General features: G+C 64.0%; 19 protein-coding genes and 1 tRNA gene. 11 read left to right on the top strand and 9 right to left on the bottom strand.

All coding sequences use genetic code 11. From position 1 onward, the window contains the following. Positions 1 to 188 precede the first annotated feature (188 nt). The gene (locus E1956_RS22445; RefSeq protein WP_134753038.1) at positions 189 to 881 is read right to left on the bottom strand and encodes a DJ-1/PfpI family protein; all 693 of its coding nucleotides are present in this window, start codon (positions 879 to 881) and stop codon (positions 189 to 191) included. A gap of 438 nt (positions 882 to 1,319) precedes the next feature. Between E1956_RS22445 and E1956_RS22435 the strand changes: the two genes are divergently transcribed. Both E1956_RS22435 and E1956_RS22430 read left to right on the top strand, forming a co-directional pair. Next, entirely contained in the window at positions 1,320 to 1,766 is a 447-nt protein-coding gene (locus E1956_RS22435) for an HU family DNA-binding protein (RefSeq protein ID WP_028220390.1), read from the top strand. Positions 1,767 to 2,016: 250 nt separating this feature from the next. Beyond that, entirely contained in the window at positions 2,017 to 2,916 is a 900-nt protein-coding gene (locus E1956_RS22430; protein WP_134753036.1) for a LysR substrate-binding domain-containing protein, read from the top strand. Between the two features lie 259 nt (positions 2,917 to 3,175). Here E1956_RS22430 and E1956_RS22425 read toward each other — a convergent pair whose 3' ends face one another. Together E1956_RS22425 and E1956_RS22420 are read right to left on the bottom strand one after the other, a co-directional pair. Beyond that, entirely contained in the window at positions 3,176 to 4,348 is a 1,173-nt protein-coding gene (locus tag E1956_RS22425; RefSeq protein ID WP_134753033.1) for a porin, read from the bottom strand. Positions 4,349 to 4,703: 355 nt separating this feature from the next. Then, the gene (locus E1956_RS22420; RefSeq protein ID WP_134753031.1) at positions 4,704 to 6,122 is read right to left on the bottom strand and encodes a YihY/virulence factor BrkB family protein; all 1,419 of its coding nucleotides are present in this window, start codon (positions 6,120 to 6,122) and stop codon (positions 4,704 to 4,706) included. Positions 6,123 to 6,368: 246 nt separating this feature from the next. Here E1956_RS22420 and fdnG point away from each other — a divergent pair, with 246 nt between their 5' ends. From fdnG to E1956_RS46220, 7 genes are all read left to right on the top strand, one after another. Continuing rightward, positions 6,369 to 9,440: a formate dehydrogenase-N subunit alpha gene (gene fdnG, locus E1956_RS22410; protein WP_167760092.1), complete on the top strand. Its 3,072-nt coding sequence runs from the start codon at positions 6,369 to 6,371 to the stop codon at positions 9,438 to 9,440. Positions 9,441 to 9,452: 12 nt separating this feature from the next. After that, positions 9,453 to 10,388: a formate dehydrogenase subunit beta gene (gene fdxH / locus E1956_RS22405; RefSeq protein ID WP_134753025.1), complete on the top strand. Its 936-nt coding sequence runs from the start codon at positions 9,453 to 9,455 to the stop codon at positions 10,386 to 10,388. Continuing rightward, entirely contained in the window at positions 10,375 to 11,001 is a 627-nt protein-coding gene (locus tag E1956_RS22400) for a formate dehydrogenase subunit gamma (protein WP_028220397.1), read from the top strand. The genes fdxH and E1956_RS22400 overlap by 14 nt, the downstream gene beginning before the upstream one ends. Before the next feature lie 82 nt (positions 11,002 to 11,083). Beyond that, complete coding sequence (fdhE, locus tag E1956_RS22395; protein ID WP_134753023.1) at positions 11,084 to 12,016, top strand: formate dehydrogenase accessory protein FdhE; 933 nt, start codon at positions 11,084 to 11,086, stop codon at positions 12,014 to 12,016. 125 nt (positions 12,017 to 12,141) lie between these two features. Beyond that, complete coding sequence (gene selA, locus E1956_RS22390) at positions 12,142 to 13,542, top strand: L-seryl-tRNA(Sec) selenium transferase (protein ID WP_232071871.1); 1,401 nt, start codon at positions 12,142 to 12,144, stop codon at positions 13,540 to 13,542. Then, a complete protein-coding gene (gene selB, locus E1956_RS22385; RefSeq protein ID WP_134753021.1) occupies positions 13,539 to 15,467 on the top strand; it encodes a selenocysteine-specific translation elongation factor in 1,929 nt (642 codons plus the stop codon). The genes selA and selB overlap by 4 nt, the downstream gene beginning before the upstream one ends. Before the next feature lie 55 nt (positions 15,468 to 15,522). Further along, a tRNA-Sec gene (locus tag E1956_RS46220) sits at positions 15,523 to 15,618 on the top strand. Here E1956_RS46220 and E1956_RS22380 read toward each other — a convergent pair. From E1956_RS22380 to E1956_RS22355, 6 genes are read right to left on the bottom strand one after another with little or no spacing between them, the layout of a single operon-like run. Beyond that, a complete protein-coding gene (locus E1956_RS22380) occupies positions 15,576 to 15,887 on the bottom strand; it encodes a DUF4224 domain-containing protein (RefSeq protein WP_232071539.1) in 312 nt (103 codons plus the stop codon). The genes E1956_RS46220 and E1956_RS22380 overlap by 43 nt on opposite strands. After that, positions 15,880 to 16,431 (bottom strand): hypothetical protein, encoded by a 552-nt coding sequence (locus E1956_RS22375; protein ID WP_134753017.1) that lies wholly within the window; start codon positions 16,429 to 16,431, stop codon positions 15,880 to 15,882. Before E1956_RS22375 ends, E1956_RS22380 begins: the two co-directional genes overlap by 8 nt. 60 nt (positions 16,432 to 16,491) lie before the next feature. Beyond that, on the bottom strand, positions 16,492 to 17,325 hold the full coding sequence (locus E1956_RS22370; protein WP_134753015.1) for a M55 family metallopeptidase: 834 nt from the start codon (positions 17,323 to 17,325) through the stop codon (positions 16,492 to 16,494). Next, entirely contained in the window at positions 17,322 to 18,398 is a 1,077-nt protein-coding gene (locus tag E1956_RS22365) for a DmpA family aminopeptidase (protein WP_134753013.1), read from the bottom strand. Before E1956_RS22365 ends, E1956_RS22370 begins: the two co-directional genes overlap by 4 nt. After that, positions 18,395 to 20,065 carry a serine hydrolase domain-containing protein gene (locus E1956_RS22360; RefSeq protein WP_134753011.1) on the bottom strand — a complete coding sequence of 557 codons (1,671 nt, stop codon included), beginning with the start codon at positions 20,063 to 20,065 and terminating at the stop codon, positions 18,395 to 18,397. Before E1956_RS22360 ends, E1956_RS22365 begins: the two co-directional genes overlap by 4 nt. Positions 20,066 to 20,083: 18 nt before the next feature. Beyond that, the gene (locus tag E1956_RS22355) at positions 20,084 to 22,483 is read right to left on the bottom strand and encodes a TonB-dependent receptor (protein ID WP_232071537.1); all 2,400 of its coding nucleotides are present in this window, start codon (positions 22,481 to 22,483) and stop codon (positions 20,084 to 20,086) included. A 271-nt stretch (positions 22,484 to 22,754) separates the two neighbouring features. Here E1956_RS22355 and E1956_RS22350 point away from each other — a divergent pair, with 271 nt between their 5' ends. Further along, positions 22,755 to 23,747, top strand: coding sequence for an ATP-binding protein (locus E1956_RS22350; RefSeq protein ID WP_134753007.1), 993 nt, complete (start codon positions 22,755 to 22,757; stop codon positions 23,745 to 23,747). Between the two features lie 124 nt (positions 23,748 to 23,871). After that, positions 23,872 to 25,338 carry a M81 family metallopeptidase gene (locus E1956_RS22345; protein ID WP_134753005.1) on the top strand — a complete coding sequence of 489 codons (1,467 nt, stop codon included), beginning with the start codon at positions 23,872 to 23,874 and terminating at the stop codon, positions 25,336 to 25,338.

Below are 25,338 nucleotides of genomic sequence, written 5' to 3'. Positions count from 1 at the left end.
TGGCATGCCGTTACTGGGAACGCCGGATTAAACGGTTGCCCCGCGCACAATGTATACGATCCTTGCAATCGAGGGTAGCAAGTGTGGACCCTGGCTCGCGCCGCGCAGCAGCCGAAGCTGCCGATGCTCGGCACGGCGATGGCGGCGCCGTGCCGCGATCCAGCCTGGTCAATCGCGAGCAGGCTGGATCACGCGGATGTGTCCCGGCGCTGCGCGACCACGCGCTCGACGATGCGCGTGCGTTGCGCGAGCGTTGCCGCGTTTTGCGCGCGCACCTGCTCCACCACAGAGGGCGGTGCGCTTTCGGGGCGGCCCGCATTGAACGGTGGCGCCGGCGCATATTCGAGTTCGAGCTGGAGCGCTTGCGCGGCCTCTACGCCGATCAGCTCCGCCGCGAGCGTGAGCGCGAAGTCGATGCCTGCCGTGATGCCGCCGCCCGTGATGAGGTTGCCGTCGCGCACCACGCGCTCTTTCACGGCGATCGCGCCGAACGGTTCGAGCAGCGTGTGAAAGGCCCAGTGTGTCGTGGCGCGGCGTCCACGCAGGAGACCCGCGGCGCCGAGCACGAGCGAGCCGGTGCAGACCGACGTGACGTAGCGCGCGTCGCGTGCCTGGCGGCGCAGGAAGTCGAGCGTGGTGTCGTCTTCGAGCAGCGCGCCCACGCCGGCGCCACCCGGTACGCAGATCACGTCGAGCGGCGGGCAGTCGTCGAAGACGGTGTCGGGTGTGAGCAGCATGCCGGTCGCCGACATGACGGGCTCGCGTGTCTTCCAGACGAGCCGCACCTGCGTATCGGGCATCGACGCGAGTACGTCGTAGGGCCCGCAGAGGTCGAGCGGCTGCACCTTGGGGAAAAGCAGAAATCCGATCTTGAACGCCATGGAAGTGCCTCGAAATGAAGATGGAGAAAGACGCGGGCCGTGCTGGCGACGGCGCGCTCATCGTCACTCTACGAGCGCACGCGTGCGCAGGAGCGCCAAAAAGCACGCAAATGCTGCCAGCGGCGACGCTCGAACGCGCGCGCCAGAACGGCGCGCGAAGCGGCCGTCATCGCGAAAAGCGCCATACGTGTGGTGTTTTCGCCGCATCGCGCACGCGTCGCGCTGGCGCAGGCGGCATGCGCATGGGGGGCGCAGGAGCACGTTTACCCCTGTAAACAGGTATCGAAATGCGTTCGGCAGTCAGCGCCGCGCAACAAATTTGCATCTACGATGCAAAAGAGTCACGCAAAACGCTTGCACGCTTGTAGAATCCGCCGTTGAAGCATCTGCATTCCGCTGTGCTTCGTCGATTCACTGACCAACACTGGTAGGAGAAACATGCCGACTTCCGCAAAGAAAGTGGCCGCAAAAAAGGCAGCTGCCCCGGCCAAGAAGGTTGCCGCAAAGAAAGCGCCCGCCAAGACGGCCGCAGCTAAGAAGGTCGCCGTGAAGGCGTCCGGCGCACCGTCGCCGATCAAGGACACCTTCACGAAGGCCTCGCTGGCTGCTCACGTCGCTGAGCGTGCTGGCGTCGAGCCGAAGGCCACGAAGGCCGTGCTCGCCGCGCTGGAAGACACGATCCTGGGTTCGGTCCACAAGAAGGGCGCCGGCGAATTCACGCTGTCGGGCCTTCTGAAGATCGTCGTCCAGGCCGTCCCGGCGAAGAAGAAGCGCTTCGGCAAGGACCCGTTCACGGGTGAAGAGCGCTGGTTCCCGGCCAAGCCGGCAACCGTGCGTATCAAGGCACGCGCGCTGAAGAAGCTGAAGGACGCAGCAGCGGCCTAAGCGCTTCATGCCGGGGCCTCGCGCCGCGGCACGCGTCAGTACCCAAAGAATCCCCGTTGGCTTTGTGCCTGCGGGGATTTTTATTTGCGTGCAGAAAACGGCAATGGGTCAGCTCACGCCTGAAGCATGTTTAAATGTTATGAATGGCTGTCAGGTAATATGGCAGGCAAAATGCGGGAAATTTAACGATTTTGATCTTGTCTGACGATGCTCCGAAGCCATCCAGGCGAAAGAAGCATGTCCTCATGTTATGCCTGTTTCCGAACTCAGTATTCGCCAGGTTGAAGCGTTTCGCGCCTTGATGCAATGGCGCACGGTTACGCGCGCTGCGCGCGCGCTGGGTGTTTCGCAACCAGCGGTCAGCCGGCTGCTCGCCGACTTCGAGGCAAGCGTAGGCTTCGCGCTGTTCGAACGCGCACGCGGGAGGTTGTTGCCGACCGGCGAGGCGCATACGCTTCATGCGGAAGTCGAGCGCGCGTTCAGTGGACTGGAACGGGTCGTGCAGGCCGCCGCGCAGATCCGCGAGCAGCGCCGCGGTGTGCTGTGCGTGGCAGGCGCGCCCGAACTCGGCCCCGACTTTCTGCCGCGCGTGACGGCGGCGTTCGCGCAGGAGCATGAGGGCGTCGACGTGAAGCTGCTCACACTCGAGCCCGCGCTTGCGCTCGAACGCGTGGCGGCGCAGCGCTGCGACCTGGCTTTTGTCGGCGAGGAAACGGCGCCCCGTGCCGTGCGGCTCGAGCGTCTCGGGCAATGGCCGATGCGTTGCATCGTGCCGCGCGGGCACCGTCTCGCACGCAAGCGCGCCGTTGGCGCCGCAGACTGCGAAGGCGAGCTCTTCGTTTCGTATGCGGCCGGAACGCACGCACGCCTGCGCATCGATCGCATGTTCTCCGAGGCCGGTGTAACGCGTCTCGCCAGTGTGGAGGCGGATCTCGCGCAGGCGGTCGTGACGCTGGTGGAGGCGGGGATGGGCATTGCGCTCGTCGACCCGCTCACGGCGGCGGGGGCAAGCGCGCGCGTGGCGGTGAAGCGTTTCGAGCCGGCGCTGGAGGTGCCGCTCAATGCGGCGCGATATGCGCAGCGGGCCGCGGCGCCGCTTGCGGATGCCTTCTTGCGTCACGCGGCCGAGGCGCTCGGCAGGTTGCGCTGATCGCGTAAAGGGAGGGCGCCGGGGTGGCGCCGAGGGTGCTGCGAAGCGCAGCGCAGGCTGCCCGGCGAGCGGGCTGCCATCCAGGCTCGCGAGGTTCTACCCGCTCGTGCCAGGCCTGTTTCCGCTAAAAGCCGCTTCTGGATTGTTGCGTCCATGAAAAAGCCAGCCTTGGCTTGCACCGAAGGCTGGCTTGTGTAGCGTGCAGCTTTTAGCTGCGTGGTCTCTTCGCCTGGCCGGGCGCGAGCCCGGCTCATGTTGCTTAGAACTTGTGGCGGATACCCAGGCTGACGATTTCTTGCGAGCTCGAAGCCGAGTTGTAGCCATACGAGCCGATCGATGCGCCGGCCGTGTCGGTCGACGTGGCGTCGACGCGCTGCGTGCCGTTGGCGTGCTGGTAAGCCGCCAGTGCGTACAGGTCGGTGCGCTTCGACAGGTTGTAGTCCGCGCCGAGCGAAACCTGGTTGTACGACGCCGACGTGTCGCCTGCACCGTGCGTGTAGATGTAGCCGAGGCCGAGCAGCAGGGCCGGGTTCACCTGGTAGCCGAAGAAGCCGCCTGCAACGTTGTAGCGCTCGGTCGACTGGAACGCCGAGTAGCCGTCCGGCTTGTACTGGACGTTGGCGTAACGCACGCCGAACGTGAACGGACCGGCGACGTACTGGGCCGCAACCGAAGCGTTGCCGATCGACTTGGCCGATGCGTAGGCGTTGTTGATCTGGCTGTCGAACATGGCGCCCGACGTTGCGTTCGATGCCCAGCTGTTGTCGCGCTGTGCCGGGTTCGACGAGTTGTCCATGCGGAAGTAGCCGGCGGCGACATTGAACGAGCCGATAGCGTAGGTAGCAGCCGCGCCCCAGCTTTGGCCCGAGCCCGTCGAGCCTGCGACGCCGCCGAATGCATACATGCCTTCGAACTGGAAGCCGCTCAGAACCGGCGAGACGTACTTGATGCCGCTGTTCGTGCGCGAGCTGTTGTCGTTGTTGTCGACGTCACCCGGCGTCGTGAACGTGCTGCCGAAGTAGTTGTCGGCGGTCAGCGGCTGAACCATGTCGACCAGCGGGTCGTACTGGCGGCCCAGCGTAACGGTGCCGTATTGCTCTTGCGTCAGACCAACGAAAGCTTGACGGCCGAACATGAGGCCGCCTTGGCCCAGCTTGCCGGTGTTGACGTCAAAGCCGTTTTCCAACTGGAAAATCGCCTTCAGGCCGCCACCCAGGTCTTCCGTGCCCTTCAGGCCGAAGCGGTCGCCCGAGATGTTGCCGGCGTAGAGGCCGACCAGGTTCTTGTTGCCGTTACCGTTGTTCGCGTCGTTGTGCACCCACTGGATCGATTCATCGATCACACCGTACAGGGTCACGCTGCTTTGTGCGTGTGCTGCGCCCGAAGCGGCCAGAATTGCCAGCGAGAGGCTCGAGAGTACGATTCGTTTCATCCAGTTTTCTCCACGCAGATTTAGTTGTTGCTTGATTTGGTTGATGCTGTTGCGGAAAGGAGAATAACGCAGGGGTGCAATTCCCCTGAACTGAAAATAAATGACTGTCGCAAAAAGCTGACACATGCTGAGAAAGCCTTGAAATACGGGCGCTTAGGCAATTCTTCCGGATCCTGAAAAGGATGATTGTTGGCGCTGCATTATTGTCGTTTTCGATACAAGTCGCGAAACGTGCAACCTCAGGGGATGGCGTATACGGGTAAACATGGCGCAACCAGGGGTGTCCCCTGGTTGCGCTGGATCTGAAGTTTGGCTGCGCCGGCGCGAGGCCCCGGAGCCGGGGCTGCGCGGCGTCTCAGGGCTTGTCGCGGGTGTCGCCGCGGCGGCGGCCGACCGCCGCGGTCATGGCGATCGCGGCACTGGCGACGAGCATCACCGCGCGCCACGGGTGGCGCTTGACGTAGCGATCGGCGGCGGCCACCGTGCGGCCCGCCTGCACGAGCGTCCAGGCGGCGGCATAGGTGGCGCTCTTTTCCATATTGACGACCGGGCGGCGGATTTGCAGGCCTTCGGCATTGCGCCGGGCGAATGCGCCGCCCTCCGCGCGCGCCTGGCTAATCGCATGGAGCGGCGCGTCGGCGGCGTTCGCGGCAACGGCGCCATCCCGGGCGATGTTGGCCGCGACCGCCGCGGCATACGGCGGCGGCGCGCCGTTTCCGGCGGCGTGCGGGGCAGCCGCACGCGGGCCAGCCGAATGGGCACCCGTGTTTCCGATGGGAACCGCATGTGCCGCCTGTGCTTCCGCAGCGGCTTCGCGCATGGGCGCGATCGTGGATGCGGCCAGCACCGAGGCGAGCTTTGCGCGGCTGCCGGGCGGCGTTTCCTCGAGGAAACCCCATGCGCCGCGCGGATCGTGCAGGCGTGCGCGCGCCGCTGAGAATTCCGCGCCGAGCAGCAGCACCGCTGCCGAGAAGTACAGCCACATCAGCAGCACGGCGAGCGAGCCCGCGGCGCCGAACGCCGTGGCCATGCCAGCATGCGCGAGATAGAGCGCGAAGAGTTTCTTGCCCACCGAAAACAGGACGGCCGCGACGATGCCGCCCACCATGGCGTCGCGCCATTGCACCACGGCGTCGGGCAGGAAACGCAGCAACGCGGCGAACGCGATCGCGAGCACGAGCACGCCGACCACGAGTTGCACGATGTTTCCGATAATCAAATAAGTGGATTCGCCCCAGAGCCACTGTCCAACGAACGTGATGGCGGCATCCAGCACGAGCGAGACGATCAGCAGGAAGGCGACGCCGAGCACGAGGCCGAACGAGATCAGCCGCACGCGCACGAGTGCGAGCACCGACGAGTTACGCGGGCAGTCCAGCGGCCAGACGATATTGAGCGCGGAATTGAGCGACGAAAACGTTGCTGACGCCCCGATCGCCAGCAGCGCGAGCGAGATCACGGCGGCCACGCTGCCCTTGCCGCCCGCGCGGTGTGCGTTCTGCACGATGGTCGTAATGCCGGCCGCAGCGTCGTTGCCGAGCACGTTGTGCACCTGGCGAAACAGCTCGCCGCGCGCCGCGTCGGCGCCGAAGAACCAGCCGGCCACTGCGATCACCATGACGAGCGTGGGCGCGAGCGAGAACGCCGAGTAGAACGCGATGCTCGCCGCGAGCGACGGGCAGCGGTCGGCGATGAACTGCCGGCACGCGCGCACGACCCAGGACGCTTCCTTGCGCGCGGCCGATTCGAGCCGTTCCGTTGAAATGGTTGCCATGATATGTGTCCTGCGTGCTGGCGAGGGGGCGTGGGTTGCTGCATGGTGCCGGCGCATTGCCCGGCGCGAGTGGAATGGCCGCGCGGGGCCTCTTTCGAGTGCATTCGACCTCGACTGACTATATAGCAAGCCTGGTACTTACGCGCATCCGCCGTACGCCGCCCGGCGGCTGCGCAACTCGCCCGATTGATTTTTCGAAACGTCTTATACTGAAAATACCCACAATCCCAAAGCCGAGGACGCACCATGCTGCAAATGTCCCGGCGCCAGTTCCTCAAGGTCACGGCAACGTCGCTGGCGGGTTCCAGCCTCGCGTTGATGGGTTTTGCGCCCGACAACGCACTTGCCGAGGTCCGACAATACAAACTGGCGCGCACCACTGAAACCCGCAACACCTGCCCGTATTGCTCGGTGGGCTGCGGGATCCTCATGTACGGTCTCGGCGACGGCGCGAAGAACGCTACCGCGAGCATCATCCATATCGAGGGTGACCCCGATCACCCGGTCAACCGCGGCACGCTTTGCCCGAAGGGGGCGAGCCTCATCGACTTCATTCACAGTCCGAACCGTCTTAAGTATCCCGAGTATCGGGCGGCGGGCTCGAATGAATGGAAGCGCATCTCGTGGGACGAGGCGCTCGATCGCATCGCGAAGCTCCTGAAAGAGGACCGCGACGCGAACTTCGTCGAGAAGACCGCGGACGGCAAGACCGTCAACCGCTGGCTGACCACCGGCATGCTGGCGGCCTCGGCGGCCAGCAACGAAGTTGGTTACCTCACGCATAAAGTGGCCCGCTCGATGGGCCTGCTCGCATTCGACAACCAGGCGCGTGTCTGACACGGCCCGACGGTGGCAGGTCTTGCCCCGACGTTTGGCCGTGGTGCGATGACGAACCATTGGGTCGACATTCGCAATGCGGACGTGATTTTGGTGATGGGCGGCAATGCGGCCGAGGCGCACCCGTGCGGCTTCAAGTGGGTCACGGAGGCCAAGGCGCATCGCAAGGCGCGGCTCATCGTGGTGGATCCGCGCTTCACGCGCACGGCATCGGTCGCGGACTTCTACGCGCCGATTCGCACCGGCACGGATATCGCGTTCCTTGGCGCGGTCATCAACTGGCTGCTCACGAACGACAAGATCCAGCACGAGTACGTGAAGAATTACACGGACTTCTCGTTTATCGTGCGCGACGATTTCGCGTTCAACGACGGCATCTACTCGGGCTACGACGCGCAAAAGCATGCGTATCCCGACAAGTCATCGTGGAACTACGAGATCGGCGACGACGGTTTCGTGAAGACCGACGACACGCTGCAGAACCCGCGCTGCGTCTATCAGCTGCTCAAGCAGCATTACTCGCGCTATACGCCCGAGATGGTGGAGAAGGTCTGCGGCACGCCGAAGGAGAAGTTCCTCAAGGTGTGCGAAATGCTGGCGAGCACGGCCGTGCCGGGCCGCGCGGGCACCATCATGTACGCGCTCGGCTGGACCCATCACTCGATCGGCTCGCAGATGATCCGCACCGGTGCGATGGTGCAATTGCTGCTCGGCAACATCGGCATCGCCGGCGGCGGCATGAATGCGCTGCGCGGCCACTCGAACATCCAGGGGCTCACCGACCTCGGGTTGATGTCGAATCTGCTCACGGGCTACATGACGCTGCCCAATGAGGCCGAACAGAGCTATGACGATTACATCAAGGCGCGCGCGCTGCAGCCGCTGCGGCCCAACCAGCTCAGCTACTGGCAGCACTACAACGCGTTCTTCGTGAGCTTCATGAAGTCGTGGTGGGGCGACGCGGCCACGAAGGAGAACAACTGGGGCTACGACTGGCTGCCGAAGCTAGACAAGCCCTACGACCTGCTGCAGACCATCGAGCTGATGAATCAGGGCAAGGTCAACGGCTATATCTGCCAGGGCTTCAACGTGATCGCGTCGGCGCCCGACAAGGCGAAAACGCTCTCCGCGCTCGGCAAGCTCAAGTGGCTCGTGATCATGGACCCGCTCGCCACTGAGACCTCGGAGTTCTGGAAGAAGTACGGCGAGTACAACGACGTCGATACGGGCTCGATCCAGACGGAGGTGTTCCGTTTGCCCACGACGTGCTTTGCGGAAGAAAACGGCTCGCTCGTGAGTTCGAGCCGCGTGCTGCAATGGCACTGGAAGGGTGCCGAGCCGCCGGCCGAGGCGCGGAGCGATCTCGAGATCATGTCAGGGCTGTTCCTGCGCATGCGCGCCGCCTATCAGAAGGATGGCGGCAAGCTGCCCGATCCGATCGTGAAGCTCGACTGGCCGTACTCGGATCCGGCAAGCCCCACGCCTGAAGAGCTCGCGCAGGAATACAACGGCCGTGCGCTCGCCGACCAGACCGACCCGAAGGATCCCACGAAGGTGCTCGTGAAGAAGGGCGAGCAGCTCGCCGGTTTCGCGCAGCTCAAGGACGATGGCAGCACCGCGAGCGGCTGCTGGATCTTCTGCGGCGCGTGGACCCAGGCGGGCAACCAGATGGGCCGGCGCGACAACTCGGACCCCACCGGCATCGGCCAGACGCTGAACTGGGCCTGGGCCTGGCCGGTCAACCGGCGCGTGCTGTACAACCGGGCCTCGTGCGATACCGCGGGCAAGCCGTTCGACCCCACGCGCAAGCTGATCGGCTGGAACGGCAGCGCATGGACCGGCGCGGACGTGCCCGACTACAAGGTCGACGAGGCGCCCGATCTCGGCATGGGGCCGTTCATCATGAACCCAGAGGGCGTCGCGCGTTTCTTCGCGCGCGACGGCATGAACGAAGGGCCGTTCCCCGAGCACTACGAACCATTCGAGAACCCGCTCGGCTATAACCCGTTCCATCCCAACAACCCGCAGGCCACGAGCAATCCGGCAGCGCGGGTGTTCCCCGACGACCGCGCGACGTTCGGCACAGCGCAAGCGTTCCCGCACGTCGCCACCACCTACCGGCTCACCGAGCATTTCCACTTCTGGACCAAGCATGCGCGCCTGAACGCCATCATCCAGCCGCAGCAGTTCGTCGAGATCGGCGAAGAGCTTGCGCAGGAGGTGGGGGTGGTCGATGGCGGACGCGTGAAGGTGTCGAGCAATCGCGGCTACCTGATCGCGGTCGCGGTGGTCACCAAGCGCATCAAGGTGCTCACCATCGACGGCAAGAAGGTGCACCACGTAGGCGTGCCGCTGCATTGGGGCTTCACGGGGCTGACGAAACCCGGCTATCTGACGAATACGCTCACGCCGCCCGTTGGCGACGGCAATTCGCAGACGCCCGAGTTCAAGTCGTTCCTTGTGAAAGTGGAAAAGGCGTAAGGGGGGAACGACATGGCATTGCAATCGCTCGACATCAAACGCCTGTCCGCCACCACCACGCCGCCGCCCGGCGTGCGCGAGCCGGTCACGGGCGCGGTCGCGAAGCTCATCGACGTGACCAAGTGCATCGGCTGCAAGGCGTGCCAGACCGCGTGCATGGAATGGAACGACCTGCGCGACGAAGTGGGGATCAACACGGGCGTCTACGACAATCCGCGCGATCTCACCGAGCACTCGTGGACCGTGATGCGCTATACGGAATACGAGAATCCGAACGGCAACCTCGAATGGCTGATCCGCAAGGACGGCTGCATGCACTGCGAGGACCCGGGCTGCCTCAAGGCGTGCCCGTCGCCGGGCGCGATCGTCCAGTATACGAATGGCATCGTGGATTTCCACGAGGAAAACTGCATCGGCTGCGGCTACTGCATCACGGGCTGCCCGTTCAATATTCCGCGCCTTTCGAAGAAGGATCATCGCGTCTACAAGTGCACGCTGTGCTCCGACCGCGTGGCCGTGGGCCAGGAGCCCGCGTGCGTGAAGACCTGCCCGACCGGCGCGATCGTGTTCGGCACCAAGGAAGACATGAAGCAGCACGCGGCCGAGCGCATCGTCGACCTCAAGGAGCGCGGCTTCGATAAAGCCGGGCTCTATGACCCGCCTGGTGTGGGCGGCACGCACGTGATGTACGTCCTGCATCACGCGGACCAGCCCTCGCTCTATCACGGCTTGCCAGACAACCCGCGCATCAGCCCGCTCGTGCGGCTCTGGAAGGGCGTGGCCAAGCCGCTCGCGCTCGCGGGCATCGCGCTCGCGGCGGTGGCCGGCTTCTTCCACTACACGCGGGTGGGGCCGAACGAAGTGGGTGCAGAGGACGAGCAAGCCGCGCGCGACGAGGCGCGGCGCATCCGTGGCGAACCCGAGGAGCGCGACGATGAACAACGATGAACCGCAACTGATCCAGCGCTATACGGCCAACGAGCGCAGCAACCACTGGATTACCGCGATCACCTTCGTGCTGCTCGCGCTCTCCGGCCTCGCGATGTTTCATCCGGCCATGTTCTGGCTTTCCGCGCTGTTCGGCGGCGGGCAATGGACGCGCATCCTGCATCCGTTCGTTGGCGTGGTGATGTTCATTTCGTTCATGATCCTCGCGCTGCGTTTCTGGCATCACAACTATCTGGATTCGGCCGACGTGCAATGGCTCAAGCAGATCGACGACGTGCTGCACAACCGCGAGGACAAGCTGCCCGAGATCGGCCGCTACAATGCGGGACAGAAGCTGTTATTCTTTGTGATGGTGGTTTGCCTCGTGCTGCTGCTCTTGAGCGGCATCGTGATCTGGCGGCGCTATTTCTCGTTCTACTTCCCGATCACGCTGATCCGCGTGGCCGCCGACGTGCATGCGGCCGCAGCGTTCGTGCTGATCGTGGGCATCGTCGTGCATATCTATGCGGCGTTGTGGGTGAAGGGCTCGATTCGCGCGATGACGCGCGGCTACGTCACCTGGGGCTGGGCGAGAAAGCATCATCCGCGCTGGTTCCGCGAGAGCATCAAGTAGCAGGCGCGCGTATTCTGCGCAGCTGGCAGGCCGCCCGCCCGGGAAGGGCGCGGCGGCCTTTTGTTATGGGAGAAGACTCGCCGTGACGCAACGCATTCTCGATCCCGAGCAGATTCAGGTACAGGATCCCTCGGCGATTCCCCGCATTCGCCTGCCCGAGCGCGCGACGCATTTCGGTGAGCGCGCCGCGCGTCTGCGCAAGCTGGCGGACCATAACCCGATCGGCGGCTACGTGCGCCTCATGGCGGCGCTCGTGGACGCGCAGCAGCACGCGCTCGAGCATCTCGAAGCGCTGATGCCGCCGCCCGAAGCCATCGCCAGCGCACAACGCCATTCGATGCCGATCCTGCCCGCGCTCGGCAGCGAGCGCGATCCGCAATGGCGAGCGGTGTTGCGCCGCCTCGCGGATCGCGTGGAAGCGGCGGGCGCGGTCACGCCGGCGCTCGCGAAAGTGCTCGATACGCTGCGCGCGATGAGCGACGCCGAGCTCGACGCGCAAGCCGATGCGCTGCTCGCGCAACGCCATGCGGAAGTGGCGCCCGCCACGGCGCCTTTCATCATGGCGGCGCTGCAGGTGGTGTGGACCGATCTCGCGAGCCGCGTCAACGTACAGGACGTGCCCTACGTGGATGCACCTGGCGTGTGCCCCGTTTGCGGCGTGCCGCCCGTTGCGAGCATCGTGCGCGTGGGCGGCGCATTCCAGGGTTATCGCTACGTGCAATGCAGCCTGTGCGGCACCGAGAATCACGTGGTGCGCGTGAAGTGCACGAACTGCGATTCGACCAAGGGCATCGCGTATCACGGCATCGAAGGCGGCAATCCGGCCTTGAAAGCGGAATCGTGCGACGAATGCCATACCTATCGCAAGATCGGCTATCAGGAGAAGGACCTCGAATTCGAGCCGCTCGCCGACGATCTCGCGAGCCTCACGCTCGACCTGCTGATGAGCGAAGCCGGTTATCGGCGCGCGAGCGCGAATCCGCTGCTCTATCCCGAAGCGCCGGCCGAGCAATGACGCGCACGACCGAGATGAACGAAAGCGCGCAGCAGGGCGCGGCGGCAACGGCGCAAGTGATACAAGGCGAACACGATCAGCACAACCAGGTTGCCAGCCATGCGCTGAACGCACTGCTTGCGCAGATGCCCGCCGTGGAGCGCGTGATTGCCTCGCCGCAGGCGCAACCGTTGATCGCGCAACATGGGCGCACGCAGGTGCTCGCAGCGATACGCGCGACGCTCGACGGCTGGCGGCGCGATGCGCAGGCGGGCACGCTGGCAACCGGCGCGAGCGCGCAGGCTCCGTTTGCCATCGAGCGCGTGATCGCGGACGCGGACCAGGCGCTCGCCCTGCGCGCGCAAAGTGCGCTGCGCACGGTGTTCAATCTGACCGGCACCGTGCTGCATACGAATCTGGGCCGCGCGCTGCTGCCCGACGTTGCCGTGCGTGCCGTGGTGCAGGCGCTCACCCAGCCCGCCAACCTGGAGTTCGATCTGGCTACGGGCAAGCGTGGCGACCGCGACGACCTGATCGATGCGCTCATCTGCGAGTTGACGGGTGCCGAAGCGGCGACCGTCGTCAACAACAACGCCGCGGCGGTGCTGCTCACACTTTCCGCGCTGGCCGCGCGCAAGGAAGTGATCGTCTCGCGCGGCGAGCTGGTGGAGATCGGCGGCGCGTTCCGCATTCCCGACATCATGAGCCGCGCGGGTGCGAGGCTGCGCGAAGTCGGCACGACCAATCGCACGCATCTGAAGGATTACGAAGCGGCGATCGGCGCGCGCACGGCGCTGCTGATGAAAGTGCATTGCAGCAACTATGCGATCAGCGGCTTCACGAAGAGCGTCGAGCTCGACGAGCTGGCGCCGCTCGCGCGCAAGCACGGCCTGCCGGTGGCGGTCGACCTCGGCAGCGGCACGCTTGCCGATCTCACGCAGTGGGGCCTGCCCGCCGAGCCCACCGTGCGCGCCACCGTGGAGGCGGGCGCCGATCTCGTGACCTTCAGCGGCGACAAGCTACTGGGCGGCCCGCAGGCCGGGCTGATCGTCGGGCGCAAGGAATTGATCGCGAAGATCAAGAAGCATCCGCTCAAGCGTGCGCTGCGCGTCGGCAAGCTCACGCTCGCGGCGCTCGAGCCCGTGCTCAAGCTCTACCAGGCGCCCGAATTTCTGCGCGAGCGCCTGACGACGCTGCGGCTGCTCACGCGTCCCGCGAATGAAATGCACGAAGCGGCCACGCGTGTGCTGCCCGCATTGCAGCGCGCGCTGGGCGACGGCTATGAGGCGAGCGTCGAGCCGATGCTCAGCCAGATCGGCAGCGGCGCCTTGCCCGTCGATGTGTTGCCGAGCAGCGGGCTGGTCGTGCGATATCGCGGCAAGGGCGGCAGCGGCCGCGCGTTGCTGAGGCTGGAGCGCGCGTTGCGGGCGCTGCCGCGGCCCGTGATCGGCCGCATCGCCGACGATGCCCTTCGGCTCGACCTGCGCTGTCTCGAGAGCGCGGAGGAAGCGGCCTTCGTCACGCAACTCGCGGAGCTGCGCCTGTGATCGTCGGCACGGCGGGGCATATCGATCACGGCAAGACCACGCTCGTGCGCGCGCTCACCGGCGTGGACACCGACCGGCTCAAGGAAGAGAAGGCGCGCGGCATCTCCATCGAGCTCGGCTATGCCTATACACCGCTCGCGAACGGCGACGTGCTCGGCTTTATCGACGTGCCGGGGCACGAGAAGCTCGTGCACACGATGGCGGCTGGCGCGTGCGGGATCGACTTCGCACTGCTCGTGATCGCCGCCGATGACGGGGTCATGCCGCAAACGCGCGAGCACCTGGCCATTCTGCAACTGCTCGGCGTCACGCATGGCGCGATCGCGCTCACCAAGGCGGACCGCGTGGAGCCGGCACGGCTTGCCGAGGTGCACGCGGAAATTGCCGCGTGGCTCGCACCCACTGCACTGGCTGGCGCGCCGTGCTTTGAAACGCAGGCGACGCAGCCCGGCGATCCGGGCGTGGCCAAACTCGATGCCTGGCTGCGCGAGCGTGCCACGCACTGGCAGGCACGGCGCGATGACGGCGTGTTCCGCCTCGCCGTGGATCGCGTCTTTACCTTGACGGGGCAGGGCACGGTGGTGACCGGCACCGTTTTCGCGGGACGCGTGCACACCGGCGAGAACTTATTGCTCGCGCCCGCGGGCTTGCCGGTGCGGGTGCGCAGTATTCACGCACAAAATCGCGCCTCGGATACGGGGCGGGCAGGGCAACGTTGCGCGCTCAACCTTTCCGGCGTGGAGAAGGATCAAATTTCACGTGGCGATTGGATCGTCGATGCACGGCTCGCGCAAGGCGCGACGCGTCTGGACGTCGAGCTGAGTCTTCTCGACGACGCGGGCATCACGCTCCAGCATTGGTCGCCTCTGCACGTGCATCTGGGCACGACGCATCGCGTGGCGAATGTCGCGTTGCTCGAAGGCGATACGCTTGCGGCCGGAGGCCATGCGCGCGTGCAGCTCGTCTTCGATACGCCGCTGCATGCAATGCCCGGCGATCGATTCATCGTGCGCAACGCGCAGGCGAGCCGCACGGTGGGCGGCGGCCGCGTGCTCGATCCGTTCGGGCCCGCACGGCGCCGGCGCACACCGGAGCGCCGTGCCTGGCTCGATGCGCTGCGCGCATGGCTGGACGAAGGTAACGTGGGTGCGCTGATTGACGAAGCGCCGCGTGGGCTCACGCGCTCCACGCTGACGCAATTGACGGGGTTCGACGCGGATACGCTCGCGCTGCCCGACGACGCGGTCGTGATCGCGGCACAAGGACGTGCAGCGGAATCCATCGTGCTCGCGCGCGATCATTGGACGCGTCTTGCGGCGCGCATCGTCGAGGCGCTGGGCGAGTTCCATGCGCGCACACCGGACGAACAGGGACCGGACGCCGCGCGCCTGCGGCGCATGGCGGCGCCGCTCGTGAGCGACGAGGTCTGGCGCGCGGCGGTGGATGCGCTCATCGAAGCTGGACGTATCTCGCGCAGCGGGCCGTGGCTGCATTTGCCTTCGCATGCGGTTTCGCTCGATACCAGCGAGGAAGCGCTTGCTGCACGCCTTATGCCGTTGCTTGCGCAAGGACGCTACGACCCGCCCTGGGTGCGCGATCTTGCGCGCGAAGCGCAGGAACCCGAAGAAAAAGTGCGCGCGCTGCTGCGCAAGCTCGCGCGCCTCGGCAGGCTGTATCAGATCGTGCGCGACCTGTTCTACGATCGCGAGGTGATTCACGAGCTTGCGCGCCTCGTCACGCAACTGGCTGAAGCTTCGCAGCCGCAAGATACCGGCGTAGGCGCGGCCGCGTTTCGCGATGCTGCGGGACTCGGACGCAAGCGCGCGATCCAGATTCTGGAGTTCTTCGATCGCGTTGGATATACTCGGTTCCAGCGCGATCAACATTGGTTGAGGCCCGATAGCCGCATGCGCGAGTGGCTATAGCATGGGGTGAGGGTCTGGCGTTAGCGCAGTTTTCGCGTAATTCTCGCTTCGAAATGGAAGGCAATCGTATCGGGTGGTACGGCCGGGCTTCAAACCCGGTTGGGGACGTCAGCCGTTCCCGGGACAGTTCGACTCTGTCTGCCCTCCGCCATTGGCTTTTTCCGATCTTCCGGTTGACGAAAGGTGAGAATTGCGGAAAAAACCTGATTTTGCGGAAAAGATTCGAGCGGCTTCTTCGCGGGCGCGACCTTCGATTGCCGTGCGTGCGACTACCGGGCGACCTCGGGCGCTCGTCCAGAACGGGATGCCTGAAGTGCGCAGCCATTCAACCTGAAGCTGCTCGCGTGTCTTGCCGCGTTGCCCGGTTTTTATATCGGTCAATTCCGCGACCTCTTGTTCAGAGAGAAACGTCTCACTCACGATCGACCTCCGTGCTGCGGTAGTGTTCGAGTTGCCGCTTGCCGAGCTTCCGGTAGTCGCCCGGCTCGCCCTTGAGTTCTATCGTCACGGGTCCGTTGCGCATGTCGCCATTCATCCGGCCGTCGAGTTCCTTGCGCTCGCGGTCGTTCAGGAGTCCCGGCAGAATGACGTCCGCGCCCTGCGCCAGCAGATCCATACAGGCCTCGCGCATTAGTTCGACCGCTCGCCCTCCAGGGTTACCACTGCGAATCCCCTCGTTGCCATAAGCCGCGCAGGTAACGCAATCTACGCCGTCCACAGCCCGTGGATGCAGCACCTCGAACTCCGGCCTCCGAAAATAACGCTCGATGGTCGCTGCCCGTGAGTCCGTCGGATCGTGAAACGGGTGTTGCTCGAAAATCGCTTTGCAACGCTCTGAACGGCCGTCCGGGTGGATGCTCTTCAGAAGCTTGAAAAGAACATCGGCCCCTGAAAGCGCCCAGAGGCCCCCAACGATGCCGAATGAACCTCGTGCCTCTGCTTTTGTCGTTTTCGGTGATGTCATTGCGTTCGCCTCAATGCAGTTGGTATCACGCGCCCGTTGCCCGGGTGCTTCGAGTCAGCGTTACCGCAACATGGCCGACATCGCCGACAGGCAGGTCAGCGTGCGCACCACGTGCTCCACGGAAGGCGCGTCGAAATACAGCGAGACCCCGTCGATTCGTGATAGCGTCGGCCACTGGCAGAACAGATCGGCCTGCGCGGGGACCTGGACACTCAACTCGCACCTGAATTCACTGGATCGATTGGCGGGTGCCTCGCTGACCTTTTCTCCTGCCATGTACCGTTCTACGACCGCCTGTGCCGCGCGGCGAATCTCGGCTCGCGCGCTAGCGAGGCCCAGAGTAGTGCCGCTAGCGCATCCTGATGCGGTTTTGGTAATCACGAACGTTGCATTGGGAAAGGTTGGACGTGTTTCTTCCGCGAATACGTCGTCGCCAGACAGCAGTGCAACAGATGCCCCGTATTCCTGAGCAAGCGCGCCATACAAGCCCGCTTCGCCCACGGGGACGCCGTTCAGCCGCACGTTCGCAAACGCGAAGCTATTGATCGTATGCGCGAGGATGCCGCGGCTTTGTGCCATGGCGTGGTAGCCGATCATGAACACGAGGGCAGGGTTCGATTCGAGTCCCGCCATCATGCCCAGAGTACGAGGTCTGCCGAGCACGATCTGGGCGCGCGCATCTAGCAAATCGGGCAACAAGTTACGAAAACCTCCGTGCGAATCGTTGACCCAGACCTGCGTTGCGCCGCCCGCGAAGGCCCCTTCGATCGCCGCATTCGCTTCTAGCGTCATCCAGCGGCGCGCGGCTTCGTATTCGCTGTTGCCTGCGCGGGTTTGTTCCGGGTGAAACACGCCCGCGACCCCTTCGATGTCGGCGGAAATAAGCACTTTCATAGGCGTACCCCATCGATAAGTTGGGCGATATCCGGCGCCGCGTCGTGCAGCGACAGCCGCCGGTGTCCAGTACGGCCCGTTACCGAAACGGCATGCCACATCGCATCGACGATGGACTGCTCGACGCTGTCAGCGCACGCCTCAAAGAGTGGATCGAGTCTCGCGTCAGCGAGGATCTGCGGTCGAATAGCAAGGTCGGCGTCGCATGCTACAGTCCATGCTGTAGTAAACGCCAGCGCAATGTCGCCGCTGCCATGGCCGTATACGGAGCCCGTGCGCGCAAGACCCGCTGCGGCGCGCATCGACAAACGTTTCAACTGTCGTGCGTCAAGTGGTGCATCGGTTGCGATGATCATGATGATCGAGCCATGCTCCGGTTTCGTTGCGTGCGTGTCGCCACTCGCCGAACGTTTCGCCAGAACGCGTCCCACCGCGACACCGCCGAGCGTGAGCGTCGGCAAACGGCCGAAATTCGTCAGTGCAAGCGCGCCTGTCGTATAACGCTCCCCGGCGATCTCGATCACGCGCGACGCCGTACCAATGCCACCTTTCAAGTCAAAACAGGACATGCCGCGACCGGCTCCGACCGCGCCGCGCTGAACCTCGACGCTCGCGTTACTGCACGCAATTTCGTAATGTTCCGCCGTAACTGCAAGCGCCTGGATGTCGTTCAGATAACCGTCATTGCATTCGAAAACCAAGGGGTTTACCGTAGGCCAGTCCCGACCGATTTGCGGGTTGGCCCGAATTGCCGATCGAATCTGCGCCTGCGCGATTGCGCCGACTCCGAACGTATTCGTCAAAGCGATGGGCGTTTCGAGCAGTCCAAGTTCGTTGACCTGCACGAGGCCAACGCTCTTGCCGAAGCCGTTGATTACGGTTGCGCCCGCGGGTACTTTGCGGCGGTACACGTCCCCGGGATGCGGATGAAGTACCGTCACGCCCGTCTGGATCGGGCCTTCGTCGAGCGTGCAGTGACCGACCGTCACGCCGGCCACATCTGCAATCGAGCTGCGTGGACCGGACGGCAGCACGCCCGCGTGGGGCACCGGCGGAAAGGGTTGCATGTTCATTGTCTGATATCGCCATGTGTCTTGTATTCCTGACCCTGGATCTCGCGTGTGAAGTTCAGGTTGCGCGTGCGAGCTGTGTCGATACGAAAACGCACGGCCAGCCCAGCCGAGCGTTCTACTGTCAACACGCCGCGGATGACAGCCAACGGACCGGCGGGGGCGAACGTGAATACGTCATGATCGACGGGCTCCAGCAGATAGGTCACACTGCCTGCTACGCCGTCCATCTTCATGATGAGTTCGTCGTTCTGCACAGCGATAGTTGCACGTGCCGCAGCATCGCTGCTGTAGTATCTGCCAGCCAGACCCTGCGATACATCGGAGAGCCGAGGCGCGTCGTCGGGCAGGCGTTGCAGGGTCTGCACGTGACCGCAGTCCACCAGTTCAATGGCAGTCACACGTCCCTCCGGCGACGTGCAAGTCCTGATCAGGCATGTAGCGCCGGTCCCGTCTACGACCTGCAATGCCGTTGAAGTCTGGATCAGCGGCAAGGGCATTTGCCCGGCGTTGTGGAGGCTCACACTCAATCGCCCATCGTGATCGCCGATCACGCAATACGCTCCGGACTCGCGCGAGTGGTACTTGCCGGGCAGGGTTTCGTGCTCCGCAGTGTGCAGCGGCGCAGCAGGTTGTGCGCCCAGTATCGATTCGCCCAGAACGATGTCGACCACCTGCGTGGCGAGTTCGACCGGATCGGCCGCGGTGCCATTGGTGAGAATGATCACATCGAGCGCATGCCGCTGCACGGTCAACATTTGGCAAGCGCCGCCGAACACACCGCCGGCATGGTGCAGCAACTCTACGTCGCGATGCGGCGTGCGCATCAAGCCCAAGGCGTAGACGCCTTCCGCGCCGCTCGAGTAGCGCGGCATGGTCAGCATCTGGCGCCAGCTCGCTTCGCTGCCCAGGCGCTTGGGGCCGCGCAGATGCGCGAGCCAGAGCAGCATGTCGTCGACCGTCGATACGATCCCGCCTTCGCCGAGCACCTCCCAGGTCGGAAAGAGACCGCGCATGAATCCGCCTTTGCCATCCGGCACGTGCTGGGTGGCCATGCGCGGGCGGATTTGCATGTCGTCGGCAACCGACTCCGTGTCGACCATGCCCATCACGTCGAAGATACGTTCCTTGAGGAAGGTCGCGAAGGGGATGCCGCTGGCGCGCTCGATGGCGAGCGACAGCAGGTGGTATCCCCCGTTGCAGTAGATCATCCGCTCCCCCGGCGCGAAATTGACATCGCTCTGTCGCAGTTCGGCGGCCAATGCGCCGCCGCGTGGCAGCGTCGCCACGCCTTGTGCGAGTAGCGTCAGGTCGAGATAGCAGCGATAGCCGCCCGTATGCGTCATCAATTGTCGCAAGGTCGGGTCGCCGGCCAGCAGCGGCAGTTCGGGCAGATACGTGCGAATCCCGGCGTCGATGTCGAGCTTGCCGTCCTCGGCTAGCAGCAGCGCGGCGAGGCAGGTGAATTGCTTGCTCGTCGATCCGATCCGCAGACGGGTAGCCGGGGTGTTGATTACGCCATGTTCCAGGCTCGCCAGGCCGAAGCCTCGGCGGTAGAGGATCTCGTCACGATGCGCGACGGCCACGACCAGGCCGGGTTCGTCACCCTTGTTGAAACGCTCGAACAAGGCATCCAGCCGTTCGACGATGGCTTGCGAATATTTCTTCATTATTAGTTATCCATATGATTAGAACGGGATGTTCAGCGTCGCGCCAATCGTGCGAGGCTGGATCACGCTGACGAGAGCCGGGCCGCCCAGCGGTATCAGCGAAGTGCCGGCTGCCATCAAGGCGCGGCGGTCGAACAGGTTGCGGACATAGAATGCCAGGCTGCACTTTCCAAAGTCCACGCCAGCTTGCAGATCCGTGATCGCATAGCCGGGCAGCGGGTAATCGGGGCGGCCCGAGCTGGCGTCGAAACCGCTATGACGTCGGCCGACAAATCGCTGTATGACGCCCGCATACGACGGATGCCCATCTACCGTGAACAAATAGGTGCCCGACAATGTGGCGGCGACTTTGGCCGAGTTCGGCAAGGGTTCGCCGGCGGTCGTGCCGGCGCTGGCACTTCCCGTCGTCAAATGGGCGTCGATGAGCGACAGATTCGCACTGAAATTCCAGTGCCGGTCGGGACGGAACGTGCCGGAAAACTCCAGCCCCTTGATCCGTGCATCGCCGGCGTTGACGACCTGGTTCACGCCGTCGACGGTGCCGAGCTGCTGGATGTTCTTCCACTCGATGTCGTAGACGGACGCTTCCAGCGATAGCCGCTTGTCGAGCAGGTCGGCCTTGTAGCCCGCCTCGTAGCTCCAAAGCGTATCGGGATCGAATGTCGGACTGCCAGACGCGCGCATGCCGGTGAGCGGATCGATCAGCAAGGCGTTCGGGCCGCCGGGCCGGTAGCCACTGGCGACGCGGACATACGCATTGCTATTGGGTGTCAGTGCATAGCGCGCGGTGAACATGTAGGTCTTGCTGGTGTCCGACGACGGCGCCGAGACGGTCTGCGTTGGGCCAGCGAGCGTGCCGAACGTCGTCTGCTCATACGTCTGGGTGTTGTGGGCGATCCGGATGCCGGCGGTCAGGGCAAGGCGCGATGTGAGGTGGTAGGTCAGGTCGCCGTATGCTGCGTACTCGTCGTAGGTGCTGGGCGCGTCGATCTCCGAAAGATTCGGCCCGACAGTGCCATCGGGCAAGGTCGTTAAAAAGCCCTCGTTCAAGGTGCTGCGCTCATGCGTGTAGAAAAGCCCGGCCAGCCACTCCAGCCGCTGGTTGCCCGGCGAGGTCAGGCGAAACTCCTGCGTGAACTTGTTCGTGGTGGCCACATCGGCGGCGACGACCGAACCGAGGTCGAGCCCTTGCGCGGCAAATAGCGGCCCGTATACGCCGGTCAAGTCTTGCGGTGCGCTCGTGTTGACTCTCTGAAACGACGTGATCGAGTTCAGGCGCGCCCAGCCGAGTTCGTATTCGATTCCGGCGGAATAGAGCTGAATATTCTGATGAAACGGTTGCGGAGCGAACTGCTGCGTGGTCAGGTCGCCCCAGACCGGTTGCCCGTTGGCGCCATATTCGACGTAGTCCGGCGCGTTGCGATTGATGTTCTGCGAGACCGCGCTTAACCGCACCGTCAGGTCACGCGTCGGCGTCAGCAGCAACGACGCGCGCGCGCCATAGGTGTCGCTACGATCGATGTGCGTATCCACCAGCGGACCCACGGAATCGACATAACCGCCATCGTGCTGGCCGAAGACGGAAACGCGCAGCGCGGCAACGTCGGTTTTCAGCGGGACATTCAACGTTGCGTTAGCCGTGCCGCTCACGCCGCCATGCTCGGTTCCCGACACGCCGGCGCCAACTTGTCCGTAAAACTGCCCCGGGTCGGGTTCATTGGTGACGTATTTGAGCAAACCGCCCATCGCGCCTGCACCATACAAGGTACCCTGTGGACCGCGCAGGATTTCAACGTGATTGAGGTCGAGCAGGCTCATGTCGAGCGCGAACGTTGCGCTTTGCGAAAACAAGGTGCTGCCGCCGAACGCGACATCGTCGATATAGATGCCGACCGTCGGCCCGGTCTGAACCCCTGTCGTCACGCCGCGGATGCTGACCTGACCGGACCCGCTGCCGCCGCTGGCGTTCAAGTCGACGCCCGGCTCCGAAGACAGGTAGTCGGACATCGTTTGTGCACCGCTCTTCTGCAGTTCGTCGGCCGAGAGTACGTTGACCTGCATCGGTACTTCGCGCGCCGGTTCACGTCGGCGAGTCGCGGTAACGACCACGGTATTGAGCGTCGCGCCATCTTTGCCCTGGATCTTCGACGTCTCGGCAGCGGCGGCATTCGCCGCCGTCGCGCCCGACGCGGCGGCCGGCGTTCCGGCGGCCGGCGCTCCGGGGGCAGGCTTCGCGGCCGACGCCGCTTCAGGTGCCGCAATCTGCTGGGCTTGCGCTTGCACCGTCGTTTGTTGTTGTGCATGCGCACCCAGCGACGCCAACCCGAACACCGGCCCGACGAATAGCGTTGCATAACGCCCGCTGTGTCGCAGCGCTAACGCCTTCGAAACCGCTGTGTGCTTCGGTTTATTTTTCATTTTCGCCATTGTCTCCACCTGATTTTGCGATCCACTGAAACGGCTGCCGTATAGCGCAACTCAGGGGTGAACGGTAAGTGCGGGTTATTTCTGCTTCATGTGGCCTTTGTATCGGGGTTGATACAAACCGCGGCGAAGGCGTGGGGCAGAAGGACTGGCGCGCGGCGTAGAGCCAATGCGGAAATTTGTTTCGGGTTTGAAATAAAGGACACACAAAGACCCCACATTCCGGGGCGATAATTGGAACCATCACCTGCTGCCTGCCATCACCATGCAAAAACCTCGCTTCGATTCGGCCTTTTACCGCCTGCTCTTCATGATGATTTCGATCATTCTCGTGACGCAGGTCAGTGCTGGCCTTGTGCTCTTCAAGCTCTACAGCACGGCGCCTTTCAAGCCGCCTCCCGGAATGAGTGCGACGCTGCAGTGGGCCGCCGCGGTGGTGATCCAGGTGATGCCGGCGCTGATCTCGGCCTGGTTCGGAGCACGCATGCTGGCCGCCCCGTTCCGTTCACTCGCGCTCGGGGCAGACGAGCTGTCGCGGAATATCGATGCGCCACCCATCAGGGAAACGGGCCCCATCGAAGCGCGTCAGGCCGCCAGAGTGTTCAACACAATGCAGGCGTCGTTGCGGCGGCAAATGAGTGAACGCAACCGCTTTCTTGCTGCGGTATCGCACGATCTGCGCACCCCCTTGACGCGTATGAAACTGCGCCTTCGATCTGCTCAGGATGCCGAATTGAGTGATCGCCTGAGAGACGATATCGACGAGATGACGCAGCTCCTGGAGGCAACGCTGTCGTTCCTGCGCAATGAAGAGGTGGTGGAGGCGTTCAGTCCAGTCGATATCAACGCGCTGGTGGACGCGATCGCGCAAGACGCGGCCGAACACGGCCAGCGGGTCACCATCGGCGGTGAGGTGGCGCCGCTATCGGCCCAGCCACTCGGCCTCAAGCGCTGCCTGACCAATCTGGTGACCAACGCGATTCGATACGGTGAAGACGCGCACATTCTTTTGACCGACGCGCCGTCGTATGTGCGCATCGAGATACTCGACCATGGCGTCGGCATTCCGGAGCCGCAACTGGAGCGGGTGCTCGAGCCGTTCTACCGCGTGGAGAGCTCGCGCAATAAAAATACCGGGGGAACGGGACTGGGCCTTGCCATCGCGAACGACGTCGTGAAGCGTCACGGTGGCGAACTGGTGTTGCGCAACCGCGCGGAAGGCGGTTTGGCGGCGCAGATCACGTTGCCGCGTCGATGAGGCGGCCGCGGACCGGCTATGGGAAACGCTCTATTTCACGCTTGATACACAGTGCTCACAAAGCGGAAATGGCGTGTGCTTATAGTCGGTTCACGTCCCTCAACTACGTTTGGCAGACCTTGTGATGAGAATATATACGGCTCAACTTTCGACCGAAACCAACACCTTCGCCCCTTGTCCGACCGGTTGGGGCAGCTTTGAAGAGAGCACCATCTTTCACGGCGACGCGAGCTTGCGTGAGCCCAACGGCATGGGACATGTGCTGGCCGAAGTCCGGCGTCTTGCCGAGCAGGACGGTCACGAAATCGTAGAGGGACTGTGTGCCGAAGCGCAGCCGTCCGGGCCGACGATTCGCACGGTCTACGAGTCGCTGCGCAACGAAATTCTCGATGGGGTACAAGCGGCGCTGCCGTTGGATGCCGTGATCCTGCTGTTGCACGGCGCGATGGTGGCCCAAGGCTATGACGATTGCGAAGGCGATCTGCTTGCCGGTATTCGCGCGATTGTCGGACCCGATGTGCCGATCTCCGTCACGCTCGATCCGCACTGCCATTTCACACAGCTGATGAAAGCATCGGCCGATATCCTGATTGCGTACAAGGAGTACCCGCATATCGACGCGGTGGATCGGGCGCGCGAGGCTTATGAACTGGCGCTCGAGATGGCTGCCGGGCGCATCCGTCCGACCATCGGCACGTTCGATTGCCGGATGGTCGGCACATGGCCTACCACGAGCGAGCCCATGGCGGGATTTGTCCGGCGTATGCGCTCGCTCGAAGGGCGTAACGGCGTGCTGTCGGTGTCGCTCGGCCACGGCTTTCCGTGGGGCGATGTACCCGAAGCCGGCGCGAAAGTCTGGGTGGTGACGGACAACGATGCTGCCAAGGCCGAAGCGCTGGCGGCACAACTGGCGCGCGAGTTCTGGGAACTGCGCGACGCCACCCGCCCGGCATGGCTCGACATCGATACCAGCCTCGATCGTGCGCTGGCTGTCGACGGTGGCCCGGTCGTTCTGGCCGACGTCGCGGATAATCCTGGCGGCGGCGCGCCGTGCGACAGCACGTTCGTCTTGCGTCGCGTGGTCGAGCGGGGCATCGCCAACGTTGCGATTGGGTGCTTGTGGGATCTCGGCGCCATTCAGATTTGCAAGGACGCCGGTGTGGGGGCGACACTGGATTTGCGCATCGGCGGCAAATGCAGTGTGCATTCGGGCGATCCCGTGGATTTGCGCGTCACGGTGCGTGGCATCGTAGAGCATCATGCGCAAAGCATCATGGGCCTCGAACAGCCGTTAGGGCGGGCCGTATGGGTCGAAGCGGCCAACGGGCTCGATATCGCGCTGATATCGGTTCGCACCCAGGTGCTTGGCGTAGACGCATTCACCGGTCTGGGTATCGACTTTGCCGCGAAGAAGCTGGTGGTCGTGAAATCGACACAGCATTTTCATGCCGATTTTGCGCCCCGCGCGAAGGCCGTATTCCATATCGCGGCCCCAGGTGCGCTCACGACGGCGTTTGCCGAACTGGATTATCGCCATCGCGATCTCGACTACTGGCCGCGTGTGTCGAACCCGTTTGCGCCAGCACGATGA

This window comes from Paraburkholderia pallida, from assembly GCF_004524855.1.
Taxonomy (GTDB): Bacteria; Pseudomonadota; Gammaproteobacteria; order Burkholderiales; family Burkholderiaceae; genus Paraburkholderia; species Paraburkholderia oxyphila.
The sequence above is the reverse complement of the archived record's forward strand: the minus strand, read 5'-3'. Positions and strand labels throughout refer to the sequence as shown.